This is a genomic window from Nocardia noduli, assembly GCF_019038455.1.
In the GTDB taxonomy this organism is placed as follows: domain Bacteria; phylum Actinomycetota; class Actinomycetes; order Mycobacteriales; family Mycobacteriaceae; genus Nocardia; species Nocardia noduli.
In genome coordinates this window covers 1-26969 of the sequence record NZ_JAFMPL010000060.1, presented here as the reverse complement: position 1 = coordinate 26969, position 26969 = coordinate 1, and the positions used below count along the sequence as shown (strand labels likewise).

Annotated in this window: 24 protein-coding genes and 1 pseudogene; 11 read left to right on the top strand and 14 right to left on the bottom strand. The window is 66.5% G+C overall.

Annotated features, from left to right (window positions below; all coding sequences use genetic code 11):
- Positions 1–127 precede the first annotated feature (127 nt).
- From JZ792_RS26180 to JZ792_RS26170, 3 genes are all read right to left on the bottom strand, one after another.
- Positions 128–565, bottom strand: coding sequence for a GrpB family protein (locus tag JZ792_RS26180; RefSeq protein ID WP_216914407.1), 438 nt, complete (start codon positions 563–565; stop codon positions 128–130).
- A gap of 32 nt (positions 566–597) precedes the next feature.
- Complete coding sequence (locus JZ792_RS26175) at positions 598–1287, bottom strand: ZIP family metal transporter (protein ID WP_216914405.1); 690 nt, start codon at positions 1285–1287, stop codon at positions 598–600.
- A gap of 62 nt (positions 1288–1349) precedes the next feature.
- The gene (locus tag JZ792_RS26170) at positions 1350–2132 is read right to left on the bottom strand and encodes a DUF6585 family protein (RefSeq protein WP_308165466.1); all 783 of its coding nucleotides are present in this window, start codon (positions 2130–2132) and stop codon (positions 1350–1352) included.
- A 746-nt stretch (positions 2133–2878) separates the two neighbouring features.
- On the opposite strand from JZ792_RS26170, the gene JZ792_RS26165 reads away from it, so the two are divergent.
- From JZ792_RS26165 to JZ792_RS26150, 4 genes are all read left to right on the top strand, one after another.
- Complete coding sequence (locus JZ792_RS26165) at positions 2879–3715, top strand: hypothetical protein (protein ID WP_216914401.1); 837 nt, start codon at positions 2879–2881, stop codon at positions 3713–3715.
- 194 nt (positions 3716–3909) lie between these two features.
- On the top strand, positions 3910–4788 hold the full coding sequence (locus tag JZ792_RS26160) for a DMT family transporter (RefSeq protein ID WP_216914399.1): 879 nt from the start codon (positions 3910–3912) through the stop codon (positions 4786–4788).
- Between the two features lie 373 nt (positions 4789–5161).
- Positions 5162–5794: a TetR/AcrR family transcriptional regulator gene (locus JZ792_RS26155; protein WP_232840166.1), complete on the top strand. Its 633-nt coding sequence runs from the start codon at positions 5162–5164 to the stop codon at positions 5792–5794.
- Between the two features lie 30 nt (positions 5795–5824).
- On the top strand, positions 5825–6685 hold the full coding sequence (locus JZ792_RS26150; protein ID WP_216914397.1) for an alpha/beta fold hydrolase: 861 nt from the start codon (positions 5825–5827) through the stop codon (positions 6683–6685).
- A gap of 22 nt (positions 6686–6707) precedes the next feature.
- Here JZ792_RS26150 and JZ792_RS26145 read toward each other — a convergent pair whose 3' ends face one another.
- Positions 6708–8756 carry a prolyl oligopeptidase family serine peptidase gene (locus JZ792_RS26145; RefSeq protein WP_216914395.1) on the bottom strand — a complete coding sequence of 683 codons (2049 nt, stop codon included), beginning with the start codon at positions 8754–8756 and terminating at the stop codon, positions 6708–6710.
- 87 nt (positions 8757–8843) lie between these two features.
- On the opposite strand from JZ792_RS26145, the gene JZ792_RS26140 reads away from it, so the two are divergent.
- The 4 genes from JZ792_RS26140 to JZ792_RS26125 all read left to right on the top strand — a co-directional run bounded on the left by JZ792_RS26140 (position 8844) and on the right by JZ792_RS26125 (position 14717).
- The gene (locus JZ792_RS26140) at positions 8844–9821 is read left to right on the top strand and encodes a dipeptidase (RefSeq protein ID WP_308165465.1); all 978 of its coding nucleotides are present in this window, start codon (positions 8844–8846) and stop codon (positions 9819–9821) included.
- A gap of 77 nt (positions 9822–9898) precedes the next feature.
- Entirely contained in the window at positions 9899–11302 is a 1404-nt protein-coding gene (gene lpdA / locus JZ792_RS26135) for a dihydrolipoyl dehydrogenase (RefSeq protein ID WP_216914393.1), read from the top strand.
- Between the two features lie 99 nt (positions 11303–11401).
- A complete protein-coding gene (locus JZ792_RS26130) occupies positions 11402–12109 on the top strand; it encodes a polysaccharide deacetylase family protein (RefSeq protein WP_216914391.1) in 708 nt (235 codons plus the stop codon).
- Positions 12110–12995: 886 nt separating this feature from the next.
- Positions 12996–14717 (top strand): cutinase family protein, encoded by a 1722-nt coding sequence (locus tag JZ792_RS26125; RefSeq protein WP_216914389.1) that lies wholly within the window; start codon positions 12996–12998, stop codon positions 14715–14717.
- 3 nt (positions 14718–14720) lie between these two features.
- Here the strand turns inward: JZ792_RS26125 and JZ792_RS26120 are convergent, their stop codons facing one another.
- A complete protein-coding gene (locus JZ792_RS26120; RefSeq protein ID WP_216914387.1) occupies positions 14721–15137 on the bottom strand; it encodes a PPOX class F420-dependent oxidoreductase in 417 nt (138 codons plus the stop codon).
- A 54-nt stretch (positions 15138–15191) separates the two neighbouring features.
- Positions 15192–15590 (bottom strand): winged helix-turn-helix transcriptional regulator, encoded by a 399-nt coding sequence (locus tag JZ792_RS26115; protein WP_216914385.1) that lies wholly within the window; start codon positions 15588–15590, stop codon positions 15192–15194.
- Between the two features lie 95 nt (positions 15591–15685).
- Here JZ792_RS26115 and JZ792_RS26110 point away from each other — a divergent pair, with 95 nt between their 5' ends.
- Positions 15686–16534 (top strand): SDR family oxidoreductase, encoded by an 849-nt coding sequence (locus JZ792_RS26110; RefSeq protein WP_216914383.1) that lies wholly within the window; start codon positions 15686–15688, stop codon positions 16532–16534.
- Between the two features lie 120 nt (positions 16535–16654).
- On the opposite strand, the gene JZ792_RS26105 is transcribed toward JZ792_RS26110, so the two are convergent.
- Entirely contained in the window at positions 16655–17200 is a 546-nt protein-coding gene (locus JZ792_RS26105) for a carboxymuconolactone decarboxylase family protein (RefSeq protein ID WP_216914381.1), read from the bottom strand.
- Positions 17201–17421: 221 nt separating this feature from the next.
- Here JZ792_RS26105 and JZ792_RS26100 point away from each other — a divergent pair, with 221 nt between their 5' ends.
- On the top strand, positions 17422–18303 hold the full coding sequence (locus JZ792_RS26100; protein ID WP_216914379.1) for a nuclease-related domain-containing protein: 882 nt from the start codon (positions 17422–17424) through the stop codon (positions 18301–18303).
- A 66-nt stretch (positions 18304–18369) separates the two neighbouring features.
- Here JZ792_RS26100 and JZ792_RS26095 read toward each other — a convergent pair whose 3' ends face one another.
- The 6 genes from JZ792_RS26095 to urtA all read right to left on the bottom strand — a co-directional run bounded on the left by JZ792_RS26095 (position 18370) and on the right by urtA (position 24278).
- Entirely contained in the window at positions 18370–19107 is a 738-nt protein-coding gene (locus tag JZ792_RS26095; protein WP_216914377.1) for a GntR family transcriptional regulator, read from the bottom strand.
- An 11-nt stretch (positions 19108–19118) separates the two neighbouring features.
- Positions 19119–19811, bottom strand: coding sequence for an urea ABC transporter ATP-binding subunit UrtE (gene urtE, locus JZ792_RS26090; protein WP_109528959.1), 693 nt, complete (start codon positions 19809–19811; stop codon positions 19119–19121).
- On the bottom strand, positions 19804–20643 hold the full coding sequence (urtD, locus tag JZ792_RS26085) for an urea ABC transporter ATP-binding protein UrtD (RefSeq protein ID WP_216914375.1): 840 nt from the start codon (positions 20641–20643) through the stop codon (positions 19804–19806). The genes urtE and urtD overlap by 8 nt, the downstream gene beginning before the upstream one ends.
- The gene (gene urtC / locus JZ792_RS26080) at positions 20640–21842 is read right to left on the bottom strand and encodes an urea ABC transporter permease subunit UrtC (RefSeq protein WP_216914373.1); all 1203 of its coding nucleotides are present in this window, start codon (positions 21840–21842) and stop codon (positions 20640–20642) included. Before urtC ends, urtD begins: the two co-directional genes overlap by 4 nt.
- Positions 21839–22723, bottom strand: coding sequence for an urea ABC transporter permease subunit UrtB (urtB, locus tag JZ792_RS26075; RefSeq protein ID WP_109528957.1), 885 nt, complete (start codon positions 22721–22723; stop codon positions 21839–21841). Before urtB ends, urtC begins: the two co-directional genes overlap by 4 nt.
- A gap of 316 nt (positions 22724–23039) precedes the next feature.
- The gene (gene urtA / locus JZ792_RS26070; RefSeq protein WP_216914371.1) at positions 23040–24278 is read right to left on the bottom strand and encodes an urea ABC transporter substrate-binding protein; all 1239 of its coding nucleotides are present in this window, start codon (positions 24276–24278) and stop codon (positions 23040–23042) included.
- A gap of 468 nt (positions 24279–24746) precedes the next feature.
- Between urtA and JZ792_RS26065 the strand changes: the two genes are divergently transcribed.
- On the top strand, positions 24747–26576 hold the full coding sequence (locus JZ792_RS26065) for an acyl-CoA dehydrogenase (protein ID WP_216914369.1): 1830 nt from the start codon (positions 24747–24749) through the stop codon (positions 26574–26576).
- Between the two features lie 163 nt (positions 26577–26739).
- On the opposite strand, the pseudogene JZ792_RS26060 reads toward JZ792_RS26065, so the two are convergent.
- Positions 26740–26969 (bottom strand): annotated as a pseudogene (locus tag JZ792_RS26060) (TetR/AcrR family transcriptional regulator); the annotation flags it as partial.

Here is a 26969-nt window from a genome sequence, read left to right as displayed (position 1 = left end):
TAGATTTCGTCGATGACGGTGTTTTTCGACAGGTTGTAATCACCCGGCGATCCGGCCGTACTCGCGGCGAGGGCCTATTTGACGGTCTGGTGCCGATCGCGATCCTCGGATGGTTCCGAGAAGCCGGTCACGAAAGATCATGTGACGGAGGTGTTCCGCGGCGTTCGGGCTGAACACGCGCAGCTTGACGGCGGGTACCTCGCGGGTGAGCATGCGGTGTCCGTGCCAGTGCGGTTCCGCAGGACGAGCCGGTATCCGGCCGTTCGAGGTCGGGCACGTAGGCGTATTCGTCGCCGGAATCGGCCACGGTGAGGTCGATATCGATGATCGGTTTGGCGGTGATGCCCGGAACAGAGGTGCTGCCGATGTGTTCGATGGTGACCACTCGGTCCGCCAGTGCGCGGCGAATCGTCTGGACTTGTTCGTCGAACAGTTCCGGCCAGCGCGGGTCGTAGGGCGCGAGGACGATGGGTTGCGGCGTCGGCGGACTTCCGTCGACCCAGGCGGCTCGCAGCTGCTCCGGGGTACTTCGCAGCCGTCGGGTGATCTCCGGCGGGTAGCGCATCGCGTACCTCCTGCTCGAGGGAAACGGTCGGTTCAGCCCTGCAGGACGAAGGCGACGAGGAATCCGGCGGCGGTGGCCATGCCGACCCACCAGCCGCCCTCGCGGTAGGCCTCCGGCATGAGGGAGTCGGCGAGTACGGCGATGGTCGCGCCGCCGGCGAAGGCCTGAACGGTGCTGATCTGGGTGTCGGAGAGATTGTCGGACAGCGCGTTCCCGAGGACGGTCACGAATATCAGGATGAGTCCGGTCGTGGCCCAGAGTGCGAAGGAGCGGCGGTGGGACAAGCCGTGGTTGTCGCGCATCAGGGCGGCCCCGCCGATGGCCTCGGGAACATTGCCGACCGCGACGGCGACCACGAGCACGAGTCCGCCGCCGGTGCTGAGGGAGACGCCGAGCGCGGTGTTCTCGGGGATGCCGTCCAGGATCGTGCCGAGCATCAATGCCCAGCCGATGGCGGCGGGGCCGAGTCGGGTTTCGATGAGGTGGTTGGCGACGACGTAGACACCCGCGCCGAGGAACAGCGCCAGACCGGCGACGAGTGCTCCGGTGCGGTGGAACGCGGGTTCGAACAGTTCCGAGGAGACGGCGGCGATCATGGTGCCCGCGCCGAATGCCATCAATGTCGCGAGCAGCTGTTTCGGCAGTGTCCAGCGCAATCCGACGGCGGCTCCCACGATGAGCGGGGCGGCCGTCGCCGATCCGTAGAGCAGCGCTTTCAGCATGCGCCACACATTAGGTGCTCATCCGTGCCCGCGGACGGATGCCGGATGCGGTGGGAAGGAGATCAGTCGAACGGCGTGACCCGCAGACGTTCCGCGAGTTCGTTGAAGATGTAGAAATTCGGGATCGCCGCCACCGGAACCAGCGAATGCCAGCGACCGTCGACCTTGATCCTGACCAGTCCGCTGCGCGCGTCGATCAGCTGGATCTGTTCCCAGGGGAAGGTCTGTCCCTGGAAGCTCAGGGCGTCCAGGTGCAGCGCGATATCGCCGAAGTGGACCGTCTCGCCCGCGTCGATGGCGGTGACCGAGGCGGGGAGTTGGGTGCCGGTGACGGCCGACTGGATCGTCCTGCCCCATTCCTGTCCGTCGGCGAACAGGACATCGTCGAAGACCGTGCGCGCGCCGCCCGGTCCGGTCATCTCCAGCGAATACTCCGTCGGGGTTCCGCTCTGGAAGGTGATCACCTTCTGACGCACTTCCGCACTGTCCCACCGGAATCCCTGGACCTGCTCGCCGGTCCGATAAACGGTCATACCGAAATCGAATAGGTCCAGGCGGGCCGCCCGATTACGGCGATTGTGGTTCCCGCGCCACAGTGCCAGCGCGCCGGGGATCAGCGCGACCAAGGCGGTGGCGATTCCGCCCGCGATCGCGCCGACGGTGACGCAGATGACGCCGAGCACGCCGAATCCGCCTGCCACGATGCCGAATCCGCGCAGCACGGGATCGCTCGCGGCGGGCGCGGCCAGAAATGTCTGACGGTGCGCACCGAGTCTCAAATATTCCGACATCAGGTGGACCAGCTGTGTCGGCGGGACCGTGCGTCGTTCTCCGGTCTCGCCCACGTCGTGCTCCGTCAAGTTCGGAGTGGCCAATAGTCCCTCCACAAGGCGGCTTTCAATCCGCGCGAAGCGTATGCCACCGGACGGCTGGTCGCTACCGCAGCACCCGGATTTCCTCCCGCGCGGACTTCGCTCGATTCGACGACGGCGGGGGAGAACGTTCGTCGCCGAGGCCGGTTCGGCGTGGTGGGTAACGTATTGTCGCTGGTCCGTGCGGTGCGCGTGCTCTGAGGCGAGTCCGGACGACGTTGCGAACCGCCGTGATTCCGGCGAAAGGCCGGTTATCGCGCGCGCGTGAAATTCGTCTGCGAGTCGCCGCGTGGACGAACGGGGCGCGACGGAGCGGGAGGCGGCAACGCTCCCGCGATCGATCGCCCGTGAAATTCTCCCGCCGACGCCGACGCCGACGCTCGCCGGTGTGCCGGTATGGGAAGGCTCCACGCGAGATGTGTCTCTGTCCTCGACTGTCGACTCGCCGGTGGTGGCGCCCGATCAGCGCGACGTTGCGGTCAGCGGGCCCGTCGTACCCGGAGCCGTCGTCTCGGCCTGTCGGCGGTGTCGCTCGGGGACGACCTGCGCGTTTCTCCTCGACGCGAGGATTATCTCCACGCTGGTCGAAACCCTTGTCCTATCGCGCTGCGCCGACATAACTTTCGGCCACGCGGCCGATCAGGTGTGGACGCGGCGGGGTTCGAGTCGGTGGTACGGAAGGGTTCGTGGGTGCGCAACGTCGAGCGGGTGGTTTTCGTATGGTGACGAAACGGTACGACCTCACGCCGACCACGCAGGCGCTGCCGTATCCGCCGAGCACGGTCTTCGACACGGACGGCAATTTCCTCGTCGTCGGCTGGATACCGGCCTCCGCGCCCGACGGTTCGGTGCGCAGCGACTGGGGGCGCGCCGTCGTCGGGGCCGACAGCCCGCTTCCCGAATTCGGGGAGATCTCGCCGTATCGGGTGGTGCGTGAACTGCCGGAGCGGCTTTCCGACGACGACGGCGCGCTGGTGCTGCACACCCTGCCGGTTCCGCTGCCCGCCGACAACTATCCGGTGGTCCTCGCGCCCGACGCCGCACCCGTCCCGCCGACGCGGCCGAGCTATCCGCTGCACAGCGTCCCGGTTCCGCATCTGCGCGCCCAGGACGGCTGGAAGATCACCGAGCCGATCACGCTCGCCGCGTGGCTCGCAGCCCGAGGCCGCCTCGACGTCTCGGTGTCCGACGACCAGCGGCGCGGCGAATTCCGTTTCGAATTCGACGGTTTGATCCCGAATTCGCTGTACACGGTGATGGCGTGGCGGGCCTGGGACCGCGATCCGGACGCGCCGAGCCGACCCGGACCGCTCGGCGTGCCGAACACCTTCGTCACCGATACCGACGGCGTCGCCGCCTATCGAGCCGAACTGCCGAATCCGTTCCCGGATCCGGCGCTGCCCGACTCGAACCGCGTGGTCGGTGTGGTCGTGCTCTGGCACAGCTATCAGCGCAGCTACGGTGGCGCGGTCGGACAACTCGGCTTCGGTGGCGATGTCCATGCCCAGCTCACCGTGCCGACACCGGTGTTCGACGAGTTCCGCACGCGCCCGTAGTCGGTCGGTGGCACGGTGTCCGAACGGCGGTACGGTCCCGACCGGTGGCGTGGTGTTCGTCCGGCGGGCGTGATGTCCGGCTGGTGGCGCGGTGTCGAACGGCGGTGGGGTGGTCCACCGGTGGCGCGACTCGACCGCGGGCCGTCCGGAGTCACCGGGCCGCCGACGCGGTCGCCACTGGGTAGCCTGCCTGCATGATGCATCTACCCGCCATCGGTTTCGCACTGGTAGCGGCGCTGTGCGTGGCGATGAGCGCGGTTTCCCGGCAGCGTGAGGCCGCGCGGCTGCCCGAGGGGCAGTTGGGTCGGTTCGGGGTGATCGGCAGTCTGGTGCGGCGGCCGAACTGGTGGCTGGGCACGGCGGTGGGTGCGGGCGGGTACGTCTTCCAGGCGCTGGCGCTCGGGCGCGGTTCTGTGCTGCTCGTGCAATCGCTGCTGGTGACCTCGCTGCTGTTCGCGCTGCCGTTGGCCGCCGCGTTCGCCGGGCGCTCGGTGCGGCGCGCGGAGTGGGTATGGGCGGGGGCGCTCGTCTTCTCGATCGTGGTCTTCGTGGTGGTCGGCGATCCCAGGCAGGGCAAACAGCATGTCGCCCCGTCGCATTGGGCGGTCACCGCGGCGATCGGGGTACCGCTGCTGCTGATCTGTCTGTTCGCGGCGCGCGGCGGTTCCGGCCACCGCAGGGCGCTGTTGCTCGGGTTGGCCTCGGGAACGATGTTCGCGGTGGCGGCGGTGCTGACCAAGAGCACGGTGGCGCTGATCGGTGACGGCGCGGCCGAACTGCTCACCTCGCCGGTTCCGTACGTCCTGGTGGTGGTGGGCCTGACGGCTGTCACCTTGCAGCAGAACGCCTATCACGCGGGCGACCTCCAGGCCTCGCTACCCGCCGCGACGGTGGCCGAGCCGGTGCTCGCGGCGACCCTCGGGGTACTGCTGCTCGACGAATACCTGGATATCGATCGCGACCACCTCGTCGCGTTGGTGATCGCGCTCGCGACCATGGTGGCGGCGACGCTCGCCCTGGCGCGCTCGGCCGCGGCGGACCCGGGCCCGGCCGAGGCGCTGCCCGCCACGTGACCTGCCGGTACTCGTGAACCGGTCGCGCCGAGTGGGACGCGCGCATCCGCGGTGACAGCGCGGCGGGACGCGGTGGCGCGTCCGGCGGAGTCCGCCTGCGAATTTTCCGCGCCCAACCACCGTAGGGTGGACAATGGTGCGATTTCGGCTACCAGTTGGTGAATTCCATAGGCGCAGCAACGATCCTGGTGATGATGCAGTGCAAGGCCACTTTTATCAGTATATTTCGGTCCCGATTCGGTCAGATTCCCTCACCGGCGTCTGATCGGCAATCCGATAGGCAACTTTCGGCAAACATTGCGGCGGTTCGGCGTCGAAGCGAAGGCGCCGATACATGACGAGGGCATCGCGCGCTTCGGTATTGTCTGCCTCAATGTCACAGGATGCGAATACGGGACGAATGTATGCCGGGCAACCCGTAGAGGACCGGCAACGTCAGCGGCGTGCGCGTTTTCTGGAATCGGGCCTCACGGTCTTCGCACGCGACGGCTACGCCAACAGTTCGGTGGGCGCCATCTGTAAGGACGCCGGGCTCTCCTCGCGCCAGTTCTACGAGGAGTTCACCGGGCGCGAATCACTCCTACTCGAACTGTACGAACAGATCGACAAGGAATCGCGCGAGGCGGTCACCGTCGCGTTGGAGAAGAAGGCCGACGCGACGTCGCTCGAACTCATCGACGCCGCGGTGCGGGCCTATGTCACATCCATCGGAGCCGATCCGCGTAAAGCGCGGGTCGCCCTCGTCGAAGTGGTCGGCGCCGGACCCAAGGTGGAGAAGTTCCGGCTGGAACTGCGAAGAGTCTGGGGTTCGTTGCTGGCCAGTGCCGCCGAGGACGCGGCGATGCACGGCGAGATCCCCACCGGCGATTACGAGATGCGGGTGCTCGCGGTGATCGGCGCGGTCAACTACGTCGTCGACTCGTGGAGCGGTTCGGATCCGCGCCCGCCGTTGGACGAGATGATCTCGGTGCTCAGCCGGGTGATCATGGGTGCGGTCGGCGCCTGATCGGATCGGCGCGCGGTAGCGTGGCGCCGCATGGAGACTGTTCCGATCCAGGTGCCGGACGGCAGCACCATCCCGGTGCGGTTACTGCCCGCCGGGGGTGCGCACCGTCATCCGGTGACGCCGGACGCGCCACGGCCGGTGGTCGTCGTCGTGCCCGGCCTCGGTGTTCCCGGCGCGTACTACGAGACCTTCGGCCGTCATCTCGCCAACCGTGGTTTCGACGTCGCGATCGGGGAATTGCGCGGTAACGGCGACAGCAGGCCGAAGCCGAATCCGTCCAGCGCCTACGGGTACCACGAACTGGTCTCGGTCGATTTCCCGGCGATATTCGAGGTGGTGCGCGGCCGGTTCCCGTCGAGCACCCCGTACCTGCTCGGACACAGCATGGGCGGTCAACTGGCCGTCATGTACGCCTCGCGGATCCGAGGCAGACTCGGCGGGCTCGTGCTCATTGCCTCGGGGACACCGTATTACCGCGGCTACCCCGGTGTCTTCGGGCCGGGCATGCTCGTGGGCACCACGGCGGCCGCGCTGACGGCCAACCTCGCGGGTTTCTGGCCGGGCGACCGAATCACGGTGGGCGGCTTCGGTCCCCAGTCCAAGGTGCTGATCTCGGATTGGGCGCGGCTGGCCCGCACCGGCCGCTTCGTCCCGGTCGGCGCGGATATGGACTACGAGGAGCGAATCGCGCGCCTGAAACTGCCCGTCCTGTCCATCACCATGACCGGTGACGAACTGACACCGCCGCGCTCGGCCGAACACCTGCTGGCGAAACTGCCGAACGCGGAGATCAGCACCTGGCACCAGCCGCAGCGGCTCGGCCACAACGGCTGGATACCCGACCCGGATTCCACCGTCGACCGGATCGAGAAATGGTTGCGCGACCGCTGAGCGCGGCGGCCGCGCAGCCCGTTCAGTCGCGTTCGTTCAGTTGCTGGGTGAAGAATTCGTAGATCAGGCCCGCCTGGAAAGCGGACTGCTTGTTGTCCGCCGCGCCGCCGTGGCCGCCCTCGATATTCTCGTGGTACCAGACGGTATGACCCAGTTCCTCCAGCAGCGCGGTCATCTTGCGGGCATGGCCGGGATGCACGCGATCGTCGCGGGTGGAGGTGGTGATCAGGATCGGCGGGTACTTCGCGTCGCCGCGAACGTTCTGGTACGGCGAGTATTCGGCGATGTACTTCCATTCCTCCGGCTTGTCGGGATCGCCGTATTCGGCCACCCACGACGCCCCCGCGAGCAGCAGGTGGTAGCGCTTCATGTCCAACAGCGGCACCTGGCAGACGATCGCGCCGAAAAGGTGTGGATAGCGGGTCAGCATGACACCCATGAGCAGTCCGCCGTTACTGCCGCCGACCGCGCCGAGTTGCTCGGGGGTGGTGATACCTCGGGTGACCAGATCCGCGGCGATCGAGGAGAAATCCTCGTACACCTTGTGCCGGTCGGCCTTCTGCACGGAGGTGTGCCACTGCGGGCCGTATTCGCCGCCACCGCGGATATTGGTCGTCACCCAGGTGCCGCCGCGTTCGAGCCAGCCCATACCCGACGCGCCGCTGTAGGCGGGCGTGCGCGAGACTTCGAAGCCGCCGTAGCCGGACATGATCGTCGGGCCCGGCGTGCCGCGCAGATGCCGGTGCCGGATCACGAAGTACGGCACCATCGTTCCGTCGTCCGAGCGGGCGAAGAACTGCTCGGTCTCGATCCCGGACGCGTCGAAGAAACCTGGTTCTTGTTTGAGCAGCCGGGTGTCGCCACCGACGGCACTGGAGAGCAGGGTCGCCGGATTGGTGAATCCGCTGGTGGTGAGCATGAATTCGTCGCCGCTCTCCAGCGGGTCGAGGTTCATCACGCTGGTTGTCGCCATCGGCGGGGTGTCGGCCAGCGGCTCGCGCAGCCACCCGTCGGCGGAAGGGGTGACCACATAGAGTTTGGTCTGCACATCCTCGAGGGTGATGAGCATCAGATGATTCTCGGTCCAGCCGTAGCCGTGCAGTGAGGTATGCGCGTCCGGGGTGAAGACGATATCGAAATCCCTTTCACCGGAAAGGAATCGCTCGAAATCCGTGGCGAGCAGCGCGCCCGCTGGATATGTCCGGTCGGCGATCTCCCACGGCGATTTCAACCGGATCAGCAGCCAGTCCTTGTACCAGGATTCGCTCGCGTCGGTCGGGATGTCGAGCAGGCGCAACGTGCCGTCCTCCTCGACGAGGTAGACCTCCTCGTTGAAGAAATCGGTGGCGCGCCCGACGTAGTGCCGCTCGTAACCCGGGGTCCTGTCGTATCCGGCCGACACCGCGACGTCACCCGGATCGCCCTCGAAAATCGTTTCCGCCGAATCCAATTCGGTGCCGCGACGCCAGCGCTTCGCGATCCTGGGGTACCCGGAGTCGGTCAACGATCCCGGTCCGAAATCGGTGCCGACATACACCGAATCGATATCGATCCAGCGCAGTTCCGATTTGGCCTCCGGTAGTTCGAAACCGCCGTCGGCCTTGTCGATGAACGCGAGCCGTTCCATATCGAATTCCCGGACCACCTTGGCGTCGGCCCCGCCCCGCGACAGGCTGATGAGTGCGCGCGACTGCTCGGGCCGCAGCACCGCCGCGCCGCCCCACACCCAATTCTCCGACTCGGCCTCCGCGAGCGCGTCCACGTCGATGAGGACATCCCACCGAGGTGACTGCTTCGCGTACTCCTCGAAGGAGGTGCGCCGCCACAGACCGCGCGGATGGTCGGCGTCGCGCCAGAAGTTGTAGAGCCAGCGGCCGCGCCGGGCCGGGTACGCGATCTTGGTATCGGTGTCGAGCATGTCGAGGATCCGGCGTTCCAGATCGCTGAACCGGTCCGATCCGGCGAACTGCGTCACCACCACCTCGTTGTGCGCGCGTGCCCAGTCGAGGGCGCGCTCGTCGGTCACCTGTTCCAGCCAGAGGTACGGGTCGGTCGCATTCGGCTCTGTCATGTCGACATTCTGGCCGAGAGTCGACAGGAACGCGGTGCCGGTGCTCCGTAGGATCGGATTTCCGATCCGATCGAACAGGAGCCGACCGTGCCTGCATTCCTGTGGGAACAGCATTGCTGCCTGCCGATGTCGCTCTCGGCACGGATCGCCGATCTCGCGCGTTATCCGGCGGGTTCGTATCTGTCGGTGAATGTGGGATACGCCCCGCAAACGACCGCCGACGCGTTGTCGATGGTGCGCCTTTTCCGCGCGGAAGCGCTCGTCGACGACCGTTTCCGGCTGGTGCGCCGCCATTCCGATATCGCCGAATCCACCGGTGCGTTGGCGCTGGCATTCGACCTGGAGGATTCCGGGCCGCTGGGCGGAAATCTCGACAATGTGGCGATGTTCTACGAACTCGGCGTGCGCTCGCTCGCCGCCACCTACAACCACGCCAACGCGGCGGGATGCGGCTGCCTCGACACCGACGACACCGGGCTGACCGGCTACGGCCGCGACCTGGTCCGCACCCTCAACGACATCGGCATGTTCGTCGACGGATCGCACTGTTCGCGGCACAGCGGCCTGGATATGGCCGAACTCACCACCGTGCCGATGATCTACAGCCATTCGAATTTCGCCGCGTTGTGGCCGCATCCCCGCAATATCACCGACGAACAGGCGCTGGCCTGCGCGCGGACCGGCGGTGTGATCGGGATCAACGGCGTCGGGATATTTCTCGGCCACAACGCCGAATCCGACCGGGCGGCCCGGGTCGCGGCGATGGCCCGGCATATCGAATACGGCGCGGACCTGGTGGGAATCGACCATATCGGGGTCGGGTCGGACTACTCGTTCGACGCCGACGATTTCAATGCCGAGATCAGGGCGAACCCGCAGAATTTCTCCGAGGACTACACCCGGTTCGGCCCGCTGCAATGGGTGCCGCCGGAGGATCTGCTCGGCACCGGCGGCGTGCCCGGCCTGGACGAACTGCTGGCCGAACGCGGATTCGACGCGGCCGACCGGGCGAAGGTCTTCGGCGGGAATTTCTCCCGGGCGGCCGCGCGGGTGTGGCGCGACTGAGCGGTACGCGCCGCGCGTGCTCACCATTGCGGGGGCACGCTCGGTGAAGTTCACGTGGCGGAGTTAGGCTCGTTGTCGTGACTTCCCACTACGATGTCGTCGTTCTCGGTGCTGGTCCCGGCGGTTACGTCGCTGCGATCCGCGCCGCTCAACTCGGCCTGCGAACAGCGATTGTCGAGCAGAAATACTGGGGCGGTGTGTGCCTGAACGTGGGCTGCATCCCGTCGAAGGCGCTGCTCCGCAACGCCGAGCTGGCCCATATCTTCACCAAGGAGGCCAAGACCTTCGGTATCTCCGGTGAGGCGAGTTTCGACTTCGGCGTCGCGTTCGACCGCAGCCGCAAGGTCGCGGACGGCCGCGTCAAGGGCGTCCACTTCCTGATGAAGAAGAACAAGATCGAGGAGTTCGACGGGAAGGGCACCTTCACCGACGCGAACACGATCTCGGTCGAGCTCAGCAAGGGCGGCACCGAGACCCTCACGTTCGACAACGTGATCATCGCGACCGGCACCGTCACCAAACTGCTGCCCGGCACCTCGCTCAGCGCCAACGTGGTGACCTACGAGGAGCAGATCCTCACCCGCGACCTGCCCGGCTCGATCCTCATCGTCGGCGCGGGCGCGATCGGCATGGAATTCGCCTACGTCCTGAAGAACTACGGCGTCGACGTGCGCATCGTGGAATTCCTCGACCGGGCGCTGCCGAACGAGGACGTCGATGTCTCCAAGGAGATCACCAAGCAGTACAAGAAGCTCGGTGTCACCATCACCACCGGTGCGGCCGTGCAGTCGATCGATGACGACGGCTCGAAGGTCACCGTCGCGATCAAGGACAACAAGTCCGGCAATGTCGAGACCGTCACCGTCGACAAGGTGTTGCAGGCCGTCGGCTTCGCGCCGCGGGTCGAGGGCTACGGCCTGGAGAACACCGGCGTCGCGCTGACCGACCGCGGCGCCATCGCGATCGACGACAATATGCGCACCAACGTGGGCAATATCTACGCGATCGGTGACGTCACCGCGAAACTCCAGCTCGCGCACGTCGCGGAGGCCCAGGGTGTCGTCGCCGCCGAAACCATCGCGGGCGCTCCCACCGTCACCCTCGGCGACTACCGGATGATGCCGCGCGCCACGTTCTGTCAGCCGCAGGTCGCCAGCTTCGGGCTCACCGAAGCGCAGGCCCGCGACGAGGGCTACGACGTGAACGTCGCGACGTTCCCGTTCACCGCCAACGGCAAGGCGCACGGCCTCGGCGACCCGACCGGTTTCGTCAAGCTGATCTCCGACAACAAGTACGGCGAACTGCTCGGCGGGCACCTCATCGGCCCGGACGTCTCCGAGCTGCTGCCCGAGCTGACCCTGGCCCAGAAATGGGATCTCACCGTCAACGAGCTGACCCGCAACGTGCACACCCACCCGACGCTGAGCGAAGCCCTCCAGGAGGCGATCCACGGCCTCGCCGGGCACATGATCAACTTCTGATCGCGGCTCCGTCCGAACGGCGGTATCCGGTCCATCGACCGGGTGCCGCCGTTCGTCGTTCCCGTCGGCCGTCCGCCGTCGGACTGCTAGACACGAGGGATGTTTCGAAAGCGGCTGATGATCGGCGTCGCGCTCGCGCTCGTCGTCCTGGTGGCGACGGCGTTCGGCGGCTATTCGCTGATGAATTCGCGCACCTGGCAGGTGGCGGGCAGGCTGGTCGATCGGGTCGACACGACCGAGAAAGTGGTGGCGCTGACCCTCGACGACGGCCCGTCCGCGAAAACCCCCGAGGTGCTGAAAGCGCTGTCGGATGCCGGAATTCCAGCCACGTTCTATCTCAACGGCCGCGATCTGGCCGCGCGTCCCGAAGCGGGCCGCGCCATCGCCGAGGCGGGCCACGAGATCGGCAACCACACCTACAACCACCGCCGGATGGTCTTCGTCTCGGCCGACACCGTCCGCGCCGAAATCGAGGACACCGACGCGGAGATCGCGAGAACCGGCTACCCGGGCCCGGTCACCTTCCGTCCGCCGTACGGCAAGAAACTGTGGGGCCTGCCGAGATATCTGTCCGACCACGATCGGACGACGGTGATGTGGGATGTGGAGCCGGATTCCGGCAAGGAGGCGAGCACCGAGGAGATCGTCGCCGAAACCGTCGCGAACGTCCGACCCGGTTCGATCATCCTGTTGCACGTCATGTACGAATCCGGCACAGCCGCCCTGGCCGCTGTTCCCCGGATCGTCGCCGAACTCCGGTCGGCGGGTTATCGGTTCGTCACGGTGTCGGATCTGTTGACGCGCTGAGCGTGAGGGCCCGTCACCGAGAGTTGCGTGACCGTAGCCGGATCCGCTCGGGCGCCGGTGATCTCCGGCGATCCGGTCACCGCGACCACGGGCGGTTCCGGAATGTCCACTCGGCCGCCGGAATCGCGTTTAAGGTCGGTTCGTAGCGGGTAAAGCATGTCTGATCAGTGTCGTTGTCGCGTCGCCGACATTTCCTTCACTCCCTTCTCGTCGCTGAAAAGCCGTGCGGCAGGGGGCTGTCCGGCCCGCTGAGCAGCGGAAACCGGACGCGCGAATATCGGGCCGCATGGATTTACGGACAGTAGCCATCCGTCTGCTCGACCGTGCCGAATACGGAGTGGTTGTGCCTTTCGGCACGAAATCCACTGCCCGCGGCGCGATCGGCCGTACGCGACGCGCGGGCGCACTCAGGACGTCCGGACCGTCGTTCGGGCGACACATCGAATTCCAGGAAAGAGGACGAAGAATGGGTCTGCTCAGTGGTCTGCTGGATCTGGTCGGCAACGTCGTGTCCAGCCTCGCGGGTGTGATCACCGGCCTCGGCGGCGCGCTGTTCTGATCTTCGCGCTTCGCGGAGAACGTACCCGCGATCCGAACTGATGCGTGCCCGCCTCGATCCGTCCGCGTGATGGTGACCGAGGCGGGCATCGCGGTGAAAGGAATCGACAATGCTGTTGAGCGTGGTGGGTCAGATCGTCGGCACCGTACTGGATCTCGTGATCGGACTTCTCGTTCCGTAGCGCGCGTCCGTCCCGGCTGTCTGTCGTTCGGCGGATCTCGCATCCGCGCCTCTCGTGAATGCCGCCTCTCGTGAATGCCGCCTCTCGTGAATGCCGCCTCTCGTGAATGCCGTTGCTCGTGCACGCCGTCGAACTCGGAGGTCCGGATGAAGTCCGCCCCTTGGCCGGTGACGCGGTCCGCGCGCGCCTTCGTTCTCGCGGTGACCGTGACGATCGGGGTCGGATATCCCGCGACAGCGGCCGGTGACGACGGTGTCGCGACGGTGTCGGGGCCCGACTGTCCCGGGTTCTTCGTTCTCGGCGTGCAGGGGACCGGCCAGTCGTCGCCGGACTCGCCCGTCGCCGTGGATTCCGGTCTGCTGGCCACGGTGCTGGCGCCGCTCGCGCGGTTGGGCGACGGCCGCGTGGCCGGACGGGCCTACGTTCCGTACTCGGCCGGATTCGGCGGCGCGTTCCCCGGTACGTCGGCGACCTATTCCGATTCGGCGAACGAAGGGCTGCGGCAGCTGCGGGTGATGGCCGAATCCGTCGTCGACCGCTGCCCCAGGTCCCAGCTCGGATTGATCGGCTATTCGCAAGGCGCGCATGTGGTTTCGATGTTCGCGAGCGAAGTCGGCCGAGGCGCGAGCGCGGTGCCCGCCGACCGTGTCGCCGCGGTCGCGCTACTGGCCGACCCGACCCGCGCTCCCGGAGCCGCGATACTGCCCGGTCTGCCGGACGGCGGTCACCCCGAGCCCGCGCCGGGAACGACCGGCGCGGAACTGAATACCCTTCCCGCCTTCTCCCAGCGGTCGGTGGCCGGCGGCGGCATCGGACCCGTGCGCGATATAGCCCAGGATTTCGGCGGCCTCACGGGCCGGGTGGCATCCCTGTGCCTGCCGGGAGATCTCGCCTGCGACGCGCCTCCGGGCGCCCCGCTGCTGCACATGATCGTCGACATACTCGGACAGGCCGAACTCCTGCCGTCGGATCCGGTCGCCGCGCTGACCTCGATCTCGGACGCGCTCGCGGGCACCGTCGCCAGAGCGGCGACCGCCGTCGTGAACCACGACCTGCGCGGCTATTCGCTCGGGACGCTGTCACTGACACCCGAGGCTCCGCTCAGCGTCCGGCTGGCCGAAGCCGCCGACCCCCGTGCCGACGACGATGCCCAAGCTCGGCAGGCATTACTGAAACTGGGTACCAGCGCGCTCAACACCCTGGTCGCGATCATCGGCGTCGCCTTCACCCCGTCCGAGGTCGCCGATATCGCCACGGCGCCCGATCCGCTCACCGGTCTGGAACGCGCCACCACCGCACTGGTCGCCGCCGCCCGTCGTCCGTTGCCGCGCCGCACGGCCTTCAACCTGATCGCCAAAACCTTCAACGCGCTCGGCCACCTGAGCGTCGACAACGCCGAGTTGCTCGATCCCCTCACCTGGCTGCGGTACACGGACACGGTCCGTCGCCACGGGGAATACTCGATCGCGAGCTATGCCGCCGACGGGCAGTCGGCCACCGGACTCGTCCTGGACTGGTTCACCGCCGTCGCGGAGGATCTCGCCGTCAATCGCGTTCCGGAGACCTCGCCGTCCGAAACGCCCTCGCCCACCGTCGTTTCGCCGACCGCCGTTTCGTCCGCTCCGGCGATCGCGTCGGCATCGGGGGTTTCCCCGCCGCCGGTGGCCGAGACGGTGATCGCCGCCGATCCGCGACTTCGTTCCTCGTTCGTCACCGCGCCGACCCGCACCACGACCACCATCTCGCTGCTCGGACTCCTGCTGGTGCTGAGCGTCGCCGCGCTTGTCACACGCCGAATCCGGGTCGGGACCTCGCCGAACCGCCAGGGGATTTCTCGGCGGCCCGACGCTCGAGAACGCGAAGGGTGAGGCTCAGAACATGCCGTATGCATTGGCCGGGGTGAGCCGGGCCAAAACCCGGCGGTCCTCGACCATGGCCCTGCGATAGTCGGGCCAGTCGGGATGTTCGCCGGAAGCCGCACGGTAGTAGGCGACCAGTTCGTCGACGGCGGGGTCATCGGGTGATTCGGCGACCGGGGTGAGTTCCACGGTGCCCTCCACGACGGCGTAGGCGAAGAAATCCTCGCGGGTGACGTGGATCGCCGCCCACGGGTCGCGGCGCAGATTGTGGTACTTGGCGCGGTCGGCGGTGATGGATATGCGGATGATGCCGTCGTCGCCGACGATGTGCAGCACATTGGAGAGCTGTGGGCGACCGTTGCGGCGGACGGTGGTCAGCACCGAGCGGTTGGTGGCGCCTGCGAAATCGAGGGCGGTCGAGAGTTCCATACTCTGTGCAACCGCGCACCACCGAGCCGCCTTCCCGCGCCCGCGTACGCCCGGTCAGTCGCGGTGGTAGGACGCCTGAGCCTGGTGAATCGTGGGCATATTCGCCTCGATCAGGTGGATCAGCGTCTCCAGGTGTTCGGCGACCTGGGCGCCGAGTTCGGTCAGGGTGTACTCGACCTTCGGCGGAATGGTCTCGTGCACTTCGCGGTGCACCATGCCGTCGCGTTCCAGGGCCTGGAGGGTCTGGGAGAGCATCCGTTCGCTTACGCCGTCCACCCGTCGGCGCAGTGCGCTGAATCGGATGGGGCCCGCGCGCAGCGCGACAAGGGCGAGGGTGCCCCAGCGCCCGGCCACATTCTGCAATACCGGCCGTGACGTGCAGTTCTTGACGAAGACGTCGGCCTCCAGCGTGGGGTCGACGCTCTCGGCCGCCGCACCGAACTGGGAGTCCATGCCTCGATGTTAACCGACTTGACCTAGGGGATTACAGGATGCATAGTGCTTACTAATAGTTAGTACTTGCCGGTTTGACATCAGTGGAGGTAACGATGACCATCGCCGTGACCGGAGCCAGTGGACACCTGGGACGACTCGTCGTGGAGGCGCTGCTGCGCGACGGTGTGACCCCCGTGGCGATCGTGCGCGATCCGGACAAGATCGCCGATCTCGCCGAGCGAGGCGTCGATGTGCGCAGGGCCGACTACGGCGATCCTCGCGCGCTGGACCAGGCCCTGACCGGCGTCGACAGACTGCTGCTGATCTCGGGCAACGAATTCGGCGCGCGGGTCGACCAGCACACCAATGTCATTCGCGCCGCCGAACGCGCGGGCGTCCGATTGCTCGCCTACACCAGCATTCCGAAGGCCGACGACAATCCGCTGATCCTGGCGCAGGAGCATCGGGGGACCGAGGCGGTCCTGGCCGAATCGACCGTCCCGCACACACTTCTGCGCAACGGCTGGTACTGGGAGAACTACGTCGGCGGACTCGCGCACACGGTCGAGACCGGTGTGCTGCACGGCGCGGCGGGCACCGGCCGAGTCGCGGCGGCTTCGCGCGCCGACTACGCGGAGGCGGCGGCCCGGGTACTCACCACCGACGGCCACGCGGGCGCGGTATACGAACTCGGTGGCGACGAACCGCTCACCTACGACGAACTGGCCCAGGTGATTTCGCGGGTGTCCGGACAGCCGGTGCGCTACGAGAACCTGTCGACGGCCGACTACGCGACCGCGTTGAGCGCCGCGGGCCTGCCAGGCCAGTACGCCGAGGTGCTCGCCGACGCCGACGCCGGAGTCGCCGCCGGATTACTCGATGTGGACCCGGGCGACCTGCGCAAACTCATCGGCCGGTCCTCGACACCCGCCGCTGAGGTGTTCCGCGCGGCACTCGCCTGACCGTTCCGCGGGTCATCGGGACGGGGTCGACCCGCCTCGTCCGAAATCCAGCGGTACGGCAGGTCGGCGACGATCCGGCGGAGGTGTACGCGATCCGCCGGATCGAGGTAGCGGCGTGACCTACACCCCGTCGCGCTGGATACGCAGCGCGGTGATGGTGGATGCCAGCCCTTCGTACTGATTGGCGAGCAAGACGATTTCGATGAGTCTGCGCTCGTCGTAGTGGGCGGCGAGTTCGGACCACGCGGCGTCGTCGATATCGCGGGTGGCGACGATCCGGTCGACGGCGGTGAGCAGAGCGCGGTGCGCGGGTGACCATTCCGGTGCGTCGGGGCCGGTCCGCAACCGTTCCAGGATGTCGCGGGTGACCCCGGCGCGCCTGCCCAGGCGGATGTGATGATCGGTCTCGTAATCGCATTCGCGCAGGTGGGCCACCCGCAGGATGACGAGTTCGGATTCGTGTCGGGTCAACCGCCCGCCCGGCATGAGTTTGCCCGAGTAGTGCAGCCAGCCGCGGAAGAGGCCGCCGGTGCGGCCGAGGGTGCTGAACAGGTGTGCGTCGGCGGTGCCCGCGGCACGGGAAAGCACCTGCCAGACAACCCAGTTGATCGGTCCGAGTTCGCGGAGCCGTCCGGGCGAGATACGTGGTTGCGACGTCGAAACCATGCGAGCGCCTTCCCGTCCTGCGCGGCCGATGCCGCGCGAATAGAGATTCGGGTCCGGCGATACCGCCGGACCGGGCTGTCTGTGAGCGTAGCGAACCGGCCTTTTCGATCTTCCGGTGGTTTTCGGGCGGCCGGGGATGCATCATCAGTAGCGGTTCGGTTCACCGCGCTCCCACAGACGGCTCCGTGCCGTGGTCCGGATCAGGTGGGCAGGGGAACGCGATGCTGGTGAAGGTCAGGCAGGGAGCCGAGCTCTCCGGCGCCGAAAAGGAATTCGTCGACTGCCTCAGATCGTTCCCCATCACCTGCCTCGCGGCCGTCGACCTGCACGTCGGTGAGAACGGCACCCGCAGGATCGATGCGGTGTTGTTCACACCGCGCGGCATCACGGTGGTCGCGGTCAAGGGCTTCCAGCGTCGCCAGGGCGGCATCTTCACCGTCGCCGACGGTGCGTGGAAGATCAGCGAGGCGCCGATCGAACTGGACGACCCGAGCAGCACCGGACCGTCCGACCAGCTCGAACAGGCCGTCTACGCCGTACGCAAGAAACTGGAGCGCGCGCTGCTCGATCCGGGGCACGTCTGCGGTGTCGTGGCACTCGTTCCACCGCGCGGTGTGGTGGTCCGTCCCGCGCGCACGAACCTGCGCCCCGGACTCGACGTGGTCGTCGCGAATGTGCCCGACGCCACCGAACTGCGGATCTACATCGAAGGTTTCTCGGCGGCGGCGCGCGATTGGACCGCCGACCGGGTGGGCGCGGCGGTCCGTGCGCTCGGCATGGAGAACGGGCCGTCGCGCGCGGAACTCATCGTCGACGGTTTCGCCGCCAACGCGCCGTCCGTCCGCGCTACCGCACTGCCGCACACTCGGCCGCCCAAACCCAGGCCCGCGCCCAGACGGTCGAGCGCACCGCAGTCGGTGGGCGCCTGGGTGGTCGTCGCCGTCGCGGTGGTGGGCGTGCTCGTGGTATTGGGCGTGGTGGTGAGCGCGTGGCTGCACGACACCGAGGGGCCGGAATCGGCGGTCGAGCAGACCTCGACGGTCGAGCCGAGCCCCCCGGCGCGTACCCCGAGGAATTGCATGCCGTTCCAGGCCGATTGCTGACCGGTTCCGGCCGGACACGATCGGGCGGGTCCGCACGAGACGACACCGGATGCGCCGCCCGTGCGTTCAGTCCCGCATGGCCTGACCGAGTTTGGTCAGCCGCATCGCCTGCTGGGCCCGCGCGAGCACGTGGGTCCGTGACGAGTCGATATGCGCGATGAGTGTGCGCAACGCGGTGCTCGGATCGCCCGAGAGCAACTGCTCGGCGACGGAGATGTGCTCGGCCGCCATGATCGCGATGCGTTCGGGCGTCGGCAGATCGAGGGTGCGCAGCGGTCGCACCCGGACGTAGACCGCGGTCAGAGCCTCGGCGAGTGCGGTATTGCCCGCCGCGGACAGCAGGGTGAGATGGAACTGCTCGTCGGCGGCGACCAGCGCGGGCCCCGGTTCCGGTGGGTCGTCGCGCAATTCACGCCACCGCTCGAGTTCGGCGCGCACCGAGGTGAGATCGTGTGCCGGGGAATTCGGCTCGGCGGTCGCGATCGCCGAAGCGGAAGATCCGCTCACGGTATCGAGTACCCGTTGAATTCCCCGTTGCTCCAACACGATTCGCAACTCGTACAGATTGTCGAGTTCTTCCAGACGTGGACGGTACGGGTAGAGGCCGTCGGCGTGGCGCTCGACGAGACCGTCGGCCTGCAACCTGGCCAGCGCCTCGCGCACCGGAGTGCGCGAGACACCGTAGGTTTCGGCCAGACGTTCTTCGCCGAGCCGTTCGGTCGCGACGATCGCTCCCACGGCGAGATCGTGACGTAGCGAGTGATACACCCGCTCGCTCAACGGAACCCGCCCCCTGCGAGGCATGGCGGCCCTGCTCAGATCGCCATCGCCGAGCGCACGTCGGTCTCCGCGCCCGCGCCGCCCGCACCGGTGGAGGTCACCCGTCCGGATTGCAGCACGTAGTAACTCTGCGCCGCCTGAAGGGCGAAGCCGATGTGCTGTTCGACGAGCAGCACGCTCAGACCGCCGCGCTGAGTGAGATCGATGATGGTGTGCTCGATCTCGGCCACCACCGACGGCTGGATGCCCTCGGTCGGCTCGTCGAGGATGAGCAGTTTCGGTTCGGTGATCAGCGCCCGCGCGATCGCCAACTGCTGGCGCTGACCACCGGAGAGCAAACCGGCCTTGCGGGTGAGCAATTCGCGCAGCGCGGGGAACAGATCCAACGATTCGGCGATCAATTCCTTGCCGCGTTTACGCCCGTCCGCCACCACCTGCAAATTCTCGGCTGTGGTCAGCTGTGGAAAACTCTGCTGCCCCTGCGGCACGTAGGCGATTCCGCGTTTGACCCGTTTCGACGGCGGCATCTTGGTGATGACCTCACCGTCGAATTTGATCTGCCCGGATTTGGTGCCGATCAGGCCGACGGCGGTGCGCAGCAATGTGGTCTTGCCCGCGCCGTTGTGGCCCATGACGGCGACCACGCTGTCGTCGGGGACTGTCACCGTGACACCGTGGATCACCTCGGTGCGGCCGTATCCGGAGTGGATATCGATGAGTTCAAGCATCAGCTGCCTCCTTGCTCTGCACGGTCGACTCGTCCTCGAGGTCGGTGCCGATGGCCGCCGCGGTGCCGAGGTAGACCTCCTGCACCTTGGGATCGGCCTGCACCTGTTCGACGGTGCCCTCGCTGAGTACTTTGCCGCCCGCCAGCACCGTGACCGACGTCGCGAACGCGCGCATGAAATCCATATCGTGTTCGACCACGACGACCACCCGCTCACCGCCGATGCGGCGCAACAGATTCCCGGTCTCCTCGCGTTCCTCGGCGCTCATACCCGCCACCGGTTCGTCGAGCAGCAGCACCGAGGCGTTCTGCACCAGCAGCATGCCGATCTCCAGCCACTGCTTCTGCCCGTGCGCGAGTACACCCGCGGGTTTGTCGCGCAACGCGCCGAGGCCGGTGATCTCGAGCGCCTCGTCGATCCCCGGCAGCACCGATCGGCGGCGACGCAGCATGGTCAGCGCCGAACGCTTCGCGCCCGCGGCGATGTCGAGGTTCTGTAACACCGAGAGCTGCTCGAAGACGCTCGCGGTCTGGAAGGTCCGCCCGACGCCGAGCCTGGCGATCTGGTGGACCTTCTTCCCGACCAGTTGCGAACCGGATTTCGTGGCCGAACCGGTCGCCGGGACCAGGCCGGTGATCGCGTCGATCAGCGTGGTCTTTCCCGCGCCGTTGGGTCCGATCAGGAATCGCAGGTCGCCCTGCAACACCGTGATGTCGACATCGGTGACGGCCTTGAAACCGTCGAAACTGACCGAGAGACCGCGAATCTCGAGATATTCGCTGTCCATGCCCGCGTTTCCGCCGGGCTTGGGTTCGTGGGTTGTCGTTGTCATCGCGATTCCACTTTCTCCTCGGCGGCCTTCGCGTCGTCGGTGCCGGATTCCGGCTCCGGTTGCACCGCTGGTTCCTCCGCTTTCGGTTCGGACTCTTCGGCTTTCGCGGACTTCTCCGGTTCGACCGCCTTGCCGAACCTGGCGTCGTAGGCGCCCTTGAGCATCGGCCACACTCCGGCCAGACCCGCCGGGATGAAGCCGACGACCACGATGAACAGCACACCCTGGAGGTAGGTCCAGCCCGAGGGGAACTGTTCGGAGAACGCGGTCTGCGCCCACGCCACGCCGATCGCGCCGAGCACCGGGCCCAGCAGCGTGGTCCGGCCGCCGATGGCGACGCCGATCAGGAAGGCGATCGACGGCACGACACCGATATCGGCGGGGGAGATGATGCCGACGATCGGGGTGAACAGCGCGCCCGCGATACCCGCGAAGAACGCGGCGACCACGTAGGCGACGATCTTGACATTGGCCGGGTCGTAGCCGAGGAAACGTACTCGTTCCTCCTGGTCACGCACCGCGACGAGCAGTTCGCCGTAGCGGCTGCGCATCAGCTGACGCACCAGAGCCACCACCACGAGCAGCGTGGCCGCGGCGATGAAGAACAGCATCTTGCGGTTGGCCGGATCCGACAGCTTGAAGCCGAAGAACGCCCGGAAATCCGACAGCCCGGTGAAACCACCGATGGCCTGCTGACCGGTGAGCAGAATCGCGAGCGCCGCCGCCAACGCCTGACTCAGGATGGCGAAATACGCGCCCTTGACCCTGCGCTTGAACACGCCGTACCCGAGCACCGCCGCGACCAGCGCGGGCAGCAACAGGATGCCGAGGATCGCGACCGGACCGGACGCGAAAGGCTGCCAGAACGTCGGCAATTCGCGGATACCGGAGATCTCCATGAACTCCGGCACATCGTTGCCGAGACGCGTGGCATCCGCCATCTGCAGATGCATGGCCATGATGTAGGCGCCGATACCGAAGAACACACCCTGTCCGAGGGTGAGCATTCCGCCTCTGCCCCAAGCCAATCCGATGCCGGCGGCCACGATCGCGAAACAGAGGAATTTGGCGAGCAGATTGAGTCGGAAATCGCTGAGCAGCGCGGGCGCCACCGCGAACAACAGGATCGCGGCGATCGCGAAACCACCCAGCGTGGTCAGCGAAGAGTGCTCACGCATCCGAGTGCCGAGTGTGGTCATACCAAGCTCCTGGTCCGAACGGTGAACAGGCCCTGCGGCCGGACCTGCAGGAAGATGACGATCACCACGAAGACGATGACCTTCGCGATCGATGCGGTCGTCGAGTACTCGATGAAGGAATTGAGCAGGCCGAGCGCGAACGCCGCGATCACGGTGCCCTTGATCTGTCCGAGGCCGCCGATGACGACCACGAGGAACGCGTCGATCAGGTAACTCTGACCGATGGTCGGGCTCGTCGAACCGATCAACGTCAGCGCGACACCGGCGACGCCCGCAAGACCCGAACCGATGAAGAAGGTGCTGATATCGGTGAAACGGCTGGAGACACCGCTGGTTTCGGCCAGCCCGCGGTTCTGCACGACCGCCCGGATGCGGCGACCCAGCGGCGTGGTCTTGAGAGCGATGGCCAAGACGATCACCGCCGCCACCGCGAGTACGAGAATGAAGATCCTGGTCTTCGGCACGACGGCGCCCAGGATCGTGACACCGCCACTGAGGAATTCGGGGACGAGCACGTTCTTGGCGGGAGCGCCGAAGATATCGCGCGCCGCCTGCTGCAACACCAGACCGACACCGAAGGTGACGAGCAAGGTGTCCAGCGGACGGTCGTACATCCAGCGGATCAGACCCATCTCCAGCGCCGCCCCCAACGCGCCACCGACCAGGAACCCGATCAGCAGGGAGACCAGCAGGGAAACACCCGCTGACGAGAACACCTTCTGCACAACGTAAGTCGTGTAACAGCCGGCCATGATGAATTCGCCGTGCGCCATATTGATGACGCCCATCTGACCGAAGGTCAACGACAGGCCGAGCGCGGCGAGCAGAAGAATCGATCCGAGGCTCAAACCAGTGAAGAGCTGACCGATCACGACGTCCATGTGGACTCCTGTAATTTGGCGGCCCGGGGGCCGCGGGTTCGCGGCCCCCTTTGTCTCGCGTCCGAGCGGTCGAGACTCGCGACTTCGTCGCATTGCTTCGACCGCTCGGACGCGAGACGGGCCGCGAACGGCGCTCGTCGGGCTCGCGCGTCGTGGGTGCGAAAGTGGGGACGGGGCCGTTCTTGCTGGGAACCGTGTCCGTCGTGGGTACGCGTTCGTGGGTGCGTCGTGTGACGGGGTTTTGCGATGCGTGGAGGACGGGGAACGGTCTGGTCGTGGTGCAGACCAGACCGTTCGGGCCGTGAACTCCTATTTCCTACTTGAGGTTCTTCGCCCACTCGTAGGACTTCAGGTACGGGTCCGGCTGGATGGGCTTGCCGGAATCCCAGACCGTGTAGATGAGGCCGTCGGGGCGGATCTCACCGATGCGGGCGGTCTTGGTGATGTGGTGGTTGGAGCCGTCGATAGTGACTTTGCCCTCGGGGGCATCGAAACTGACACCGTCGGCGGCGGCCTGGATATCCGCCACGGCGAAGGAGTTCGCCTTCTCGACGGTGTTCTTCCACAGGTAGACCGAGGCGTAGGCGGCCTCCATCGGGTCCGACGTGGGCTTGTCGGCGCCGAAAGCGGCCTTGTAGGCGTCGACGAATGCCTTGTTCTGCGGGGAGTCGACGGTCTGGTAGTAGTTCCACGCGGTCAGCTGGCCCGCGATGTTCTGGGCGCCGATGCCGGCGACCTCTTCTTCTGCGATGGACACCGAGACAACCGGCATGTCAGCGGCTTTGAGGCCCGCGTTGGTGTACTCGCGGAAGAACGCGACGTTGGAGTCGCCGTTCAGGGTGTTGAACACCGCGCCCGCCTTCGCGGTGCGCACCTTGTTCACGATGGTGGAGAAGTCGGTCGAACCGAGCGGGGTGTAGTCCTCGCCCTTGATCTCGATACCGTTGGCCGCGGCGTACGCCTTGATCTCGCGGTTGGCGGTCTGCGGGAAGACGTAGTCCGAACCCACCAGGTAGAGGGAGGTGATTCCCTTCTGCTTCAGGTAGTCCAGCGCCGGGATGATCTGCTGGTTGGTGGTGGCGCCGGTGTAGAAGATGTTCTTGCTGTCTTCCAGGCCCTCGTACTGCACGGGGTAGTAGAGCAGCGAGTTCAGGCTCTCGAACTTGGGCTTCATGGCCTTACGGCTCGAGGAGGTCCAACCGCCGAAGACCGCCGCAACGCAGTCGGAGCTGATCAGTTTCTCGGCCTTCTCGGCGAAGGTCTTCGGGTCCGAGGCGCCGTCCTCCAGCACCACGTCGATCTTCTTGCCGAGAACCCCACCGGCGGCGTTGATCTGGTCGACCGCGAGTTTGGTCGAGTTGGCGACGGTCACCTCGGAGATCGCCATCGTGCCCGAAAGCGAGTGCAGCGAACCGACTTTGATCGTGGGCTTCGACGTGTCGACGCAGGACGCGGCGGTGGAACCTTCGGTCGAGGCGTCGTCCTTGGCGCCACAGGCGGTCAGCAAAAGACCGGCGAGCGCGAGCGCCGTCGGCACGACCAAGACCTTGGTCATACGTGCTCGGCGCGGCGATGTGGCGCCGAACGGCGACCGCGTGGCCGACACGGAGCTGTGCCGATTATCGGCAGGGGAATCTGGCATGGGTCGGGACCCTTCTCCTCATCAGGTGTTCGGCGACGTCGGGGGTTACGTCGCACCGAATACGTCCGCCCTTCCGCATCGGCCCTAGCTGTAGACCGGTGTGTATACAACGTCTGTATTCGTGGTGGGAACGGTAGACGCGAGTTGTTGCGCCGGAATATCCCGAGGTGACGACTCGATTGCCGATGTTTCGACGACGTGAACGTTTTCGGTGACCAGCGAATGAACCTTTGTGAGGCACCCGCTCATCTACGGTCGGGAGCCGCAGTTCCCTACGGTTGCGTAGCCGGATCGGGATGCGGCAGGCTGTGGACTCGTACAGCGCCAGGAGTCGGATGCGGGGTCGTGTGATCCCGCCTGTCGTGAGTCGAGGAGGCCGCGGTGGGGCATTACAGGGCGAATGTGCGAGATATCGAGTTCAACCTGTTCGAGGTGTTGCAGCTGGACAAGCTCCTCGATACCGGCGCCTACGGCGATCTGGACTCCGATACCGTGCGCGAGATCCTGGCCGAGGTGCGGCGATTGTCCGAAGGGCCGATCGCCGAGTCGTTCGCCGCCGCCGACCGCGACCCCATCACCTACGATCCGGCTACCTTTTCGATCTCGGTACCCGAACCGTTGCGCAAGACCATCCTGACCGTCAACGAGGCGGATTGGAGCAGACTCGGTCTGCCCGAGGGCATGGGCGGCACCCCTGCTCCCGCCGCGATCGTCTGGGCGGTTCAGGAGATGCTCACCTGCGCCAATCCCTCCGCCAGCTTCTTCAACCTCGGCCCCGTTCTGGGCTCGGTGCTCTACAACGTCGGCACCGAGGAGCAGCGGCACTGGGCGCGGACCGGCTACGAACGCGGCTGGCAGGGCACCATGGTGCTGACCGAACCCGACGCGGGCTCCGACGTGGGCGCGGGTCGCGCCAAGGCGATCGCCCAGGAGGACGGCTCCTGGCATATCGAGGGTGTCAAACGGTTCATCTCCGGAGCCGACGTGGGCGACGTCGCCGAGAACGTCTTCCATCTCGTGCTGGCCAGGCCCGAGGGCGCGGGCCCCGGCACCAAGGGATTGTCGCTGTTCTACGTGCCGAAGTATCTGTTCGATTTCGAGACACTCGAACTCGGCGAACGCAACGGCGTCTTCGTGACCGGGCTCGAACACAAGATGGGCCTGAAATCCTCGCCGACCTGCGAACTCACCTTCGGCGGCACCGACGTCCCCGCGAAGGGCTGGCTGGTCGGCGGTGTGCACAACGGCATCGCGCAGATGTTCCAGGTGATCGAGAACGCGCGCATGGTCGTCGGCATCAAATCCACCGGAACGCTGTCCACCGGATATCTCAACGCGCTCGACTACGCCACGCAGCGGGTGCAGGGCGCTGATCTGACCCAGATGTCGGACAAGGCCGCGCCGCGCGTCACCATCACCAACCACCCCGATGTGCGGCGATCCCTCGCCATGCAGAAGGCATACGCGGAAGGTCTGCGCGCGGTCTATCTCTACACCGCCGCCCACCAGAACGTCGATGTGGCGCAATTGGTTTCGGGTGCCGACGCGGATCTGGCGCATCGCGTCGACGATCTGCTGCTGCCGATCGTCAAAGGCGTCGGTTCCGAGCGGGCCTACCAGTTCCTCACCGAATCCCTGCAAACCCTTGGTGGTTCGGGATATCTACAGGACTACCCGATCGAGCAGTACATCCGCGACGCAAAAATCGACTCCCTCTACGAGGGCACCACCGCCATCCAGGCCCAGGACTTCTTCTTCCGCAAGATCATTCGCGACCAGGGCGTCGCGCTGGCCCACGTCAGCGGCAGGATCACCGCGTTCCTCGAAGCCGCGACCGGACGTTTCGAGGCCGAACGCGCCCTGCTCGCCACCGCGCTCGCCGACGTCGGCGCCATGGCCGCCACCCTCACCGGCTACGCCATGGCGGGACAACAGGATCCGCCCGAGCTGTACAAGGTCGGTCTCGGTTCGGTGCGCTTCCTGATGGCCGTCGGCGACCTCCTCATCGGCTGGCGCCTACTCGAACAAGCCGAGATCGCCGCCTCCGCCCTCGCCGCCGACGCCACGGCGAAGGACCGCCCCTTCTATGAGGGAAAGGTCGCCGTCGCGAGCTTCTTCGCGAAGAACGTCCTCCCGCAATTGACCGCGACCCGCAATATCCTCGCCGCGATCGACAACGACATCATGAATATGGACGAATCCGCGTTCTGAGTATCGACCGCGAAAGGTATTGCGGCTGAATCGGATCGATCCGGTGGGGCGCGGCGACAGCATCGCTCGGGATGGCCGGTCGACATAGCAATACCTTGACCGGGGCTGTGACTCGTTCATCGCTCGGCCGTACGGACGCGGTCCGATATCAGTATGTCCTCTCTCACTCCGCCAGTAATTTGAGGACAACAGGGCGGGAGAGCGTTCCGTTGACCTGTCTGGCGAGCTGGTTGGCGCTGGTGCCTTCGGCGTGGGCGGAGCGCAGGGCGGCGCCGAGTTCGGCGCGGGCCAGGTCGGCGGCAGCTTGGGCGTCGCGTAGGCGCTGGGCGGCGTTGTCGACGGCGGTGGCGGCGGGGGCGGGTTGCGCTGCCGGGGTCTCGGTCGATGATGGAT

Excerpts from the sequence above, each read along its gene's own strand:
- JZ792_RS26175 (WP_216914405.1), bottom strand. The coding sequence starts at position 1,287 with ATGCTGAAAGCGCTGCTCTACGGATCGGCGACGGCCGCCCCGCTCATC.
- JZ792_RS26130 (WP_216914391.1), top strand. The coding sequence starts at position 11,402 with ATGTTTCGAAAGCGGCTGATGATCGGCGTCGCGCTCGCGCTCGTCGTC.
- JZ792_RS26155 (WP_232840166.1), top strand. The coding sequence starts at position 5,162 with ATGTCACAGGATGCGAATACGGGACGAATGTATGCCGGGCAACCCGTA.
- urtB (WP_109528957.1), bottom strand. The coding sequence starts at position 22,723 with ATGGACGTCGTGATCGGTCAGCTCTTCACTGGTTTGAGCCTCGGATCG.
- urtA (WP_216914371.1), bottom strand. The coding sequence starts at position 24,278 with ATGACCAAGGTCTTGGTCGTGCCGACGGCGCTCGCGCTCGCCGGTCTT.
- urtE (WP_109528959.1), bottom strand. The coding sequence starts at position 19,811 with ATGCTTGAACTCATCGATATCCACTCCGGATACGGCCGCACCGAGGTG.
- JZ792_RS26115 (WP_216914385.1), bottom strand. The coding sequence starts at position 15,590 with ATGGACTCCCAGTTCGGTGCGGCGGCCGAGAGCGTCGACCCCACGCTG.
- urtC (WP_216914373.1), bottom strand. The coding sequence starts at position 21,842 with ATGACCACACTCGGCACTCGGATGCGTGAGCACTCTTCGCTGACCACG.
- JZ792_RS26100 (WP_216914379.1), top strand. The coding sequence starts at position 17,422 with ATGCTGGTGAAGGTCAGGCAGGGAGCCGAGCTCTCCGGCGCCGAAAAG.
- JZ792_RS26105 (WP_216914381.1), bottom strand. The coding sequence starts at position 17,200 with ATGGTTTCGACGTCGCAACCACGTATCTCGCCCGGACGGCTCCGCGAA.
- JZ792_RS26095 (WP_216914377.1), bottom strand. The coding sequence starts at position 19,107 with ATGCCTCGCAGGGGGCGGGTTCCGTTGAGCGAGCGGGTGTATCACTCG.
- JZ792_RS26150 (WP_216914397.1), top strand. The coding sequence starts at position 5,825 with ATGGAGACTGTTCCGATCCAGGTGCCGGACGGCAGCACCATCCCGGTG.
- JZ792_RS26120 (WP_216914387.1), bottom strand. The coding sequence starts at position 15,137 with ATGGAACTCTCGACCGCCCTCGATTTCGCAGGCGCCACCAACCGCTCG.
- JZ792_RS26125 (WP_216914389.1), top strand. The coding sequence starts at position 12,996 with ATGAAGTCCGCCCCTTGGCCGGTGACGCGGTCCGCGCGCGCCTTCGTT.
- JZ792_RS26160 (WP_216914399.1), top strand. The coding sequence starts at position 3,910 with ATGATGCATCTACCCGCCATCGGTTTCGCACTGGTAGCGGCGCTGTGC.
- JZ792_RS26110 (WP_216914383.1), top strand. The coding sequence starts at position 15,686 with ATGACCATCGCCGTGACCGGAGCCAGTGGACACCTGGGACGACTCGTC.
- urtD (WP_216914375.1), bottom strand. The coding sequence starts at position 20,643 with ATGACAACGACAACCCACGAACCCAAGCCCGGCGGAAACGCGGGCATG.
- JZ792_RS26165 (WP_216914401.1), top strand. The coding sequence starts at position 2,879 with ATGGTGACGAAACGGTACGACCTCACGCCGACCACGCAGGCGCTGCCG.
- JZ792_RS26145 (WP_216914395.1), bottom strand. The coding sequence starts at position 8,756 with ATGACAGAGCCGAATGCGACCGACCCGTACCTCTGGCTGGAACAGGTG.
- JZ792_RS26180 (WP_216914407.1), bottom strand. The coding sequence starts at position 565 with ATGCGCTACCCGCCGGAGATCACCCGACGGCTGCGAAGTACCCCGGAG.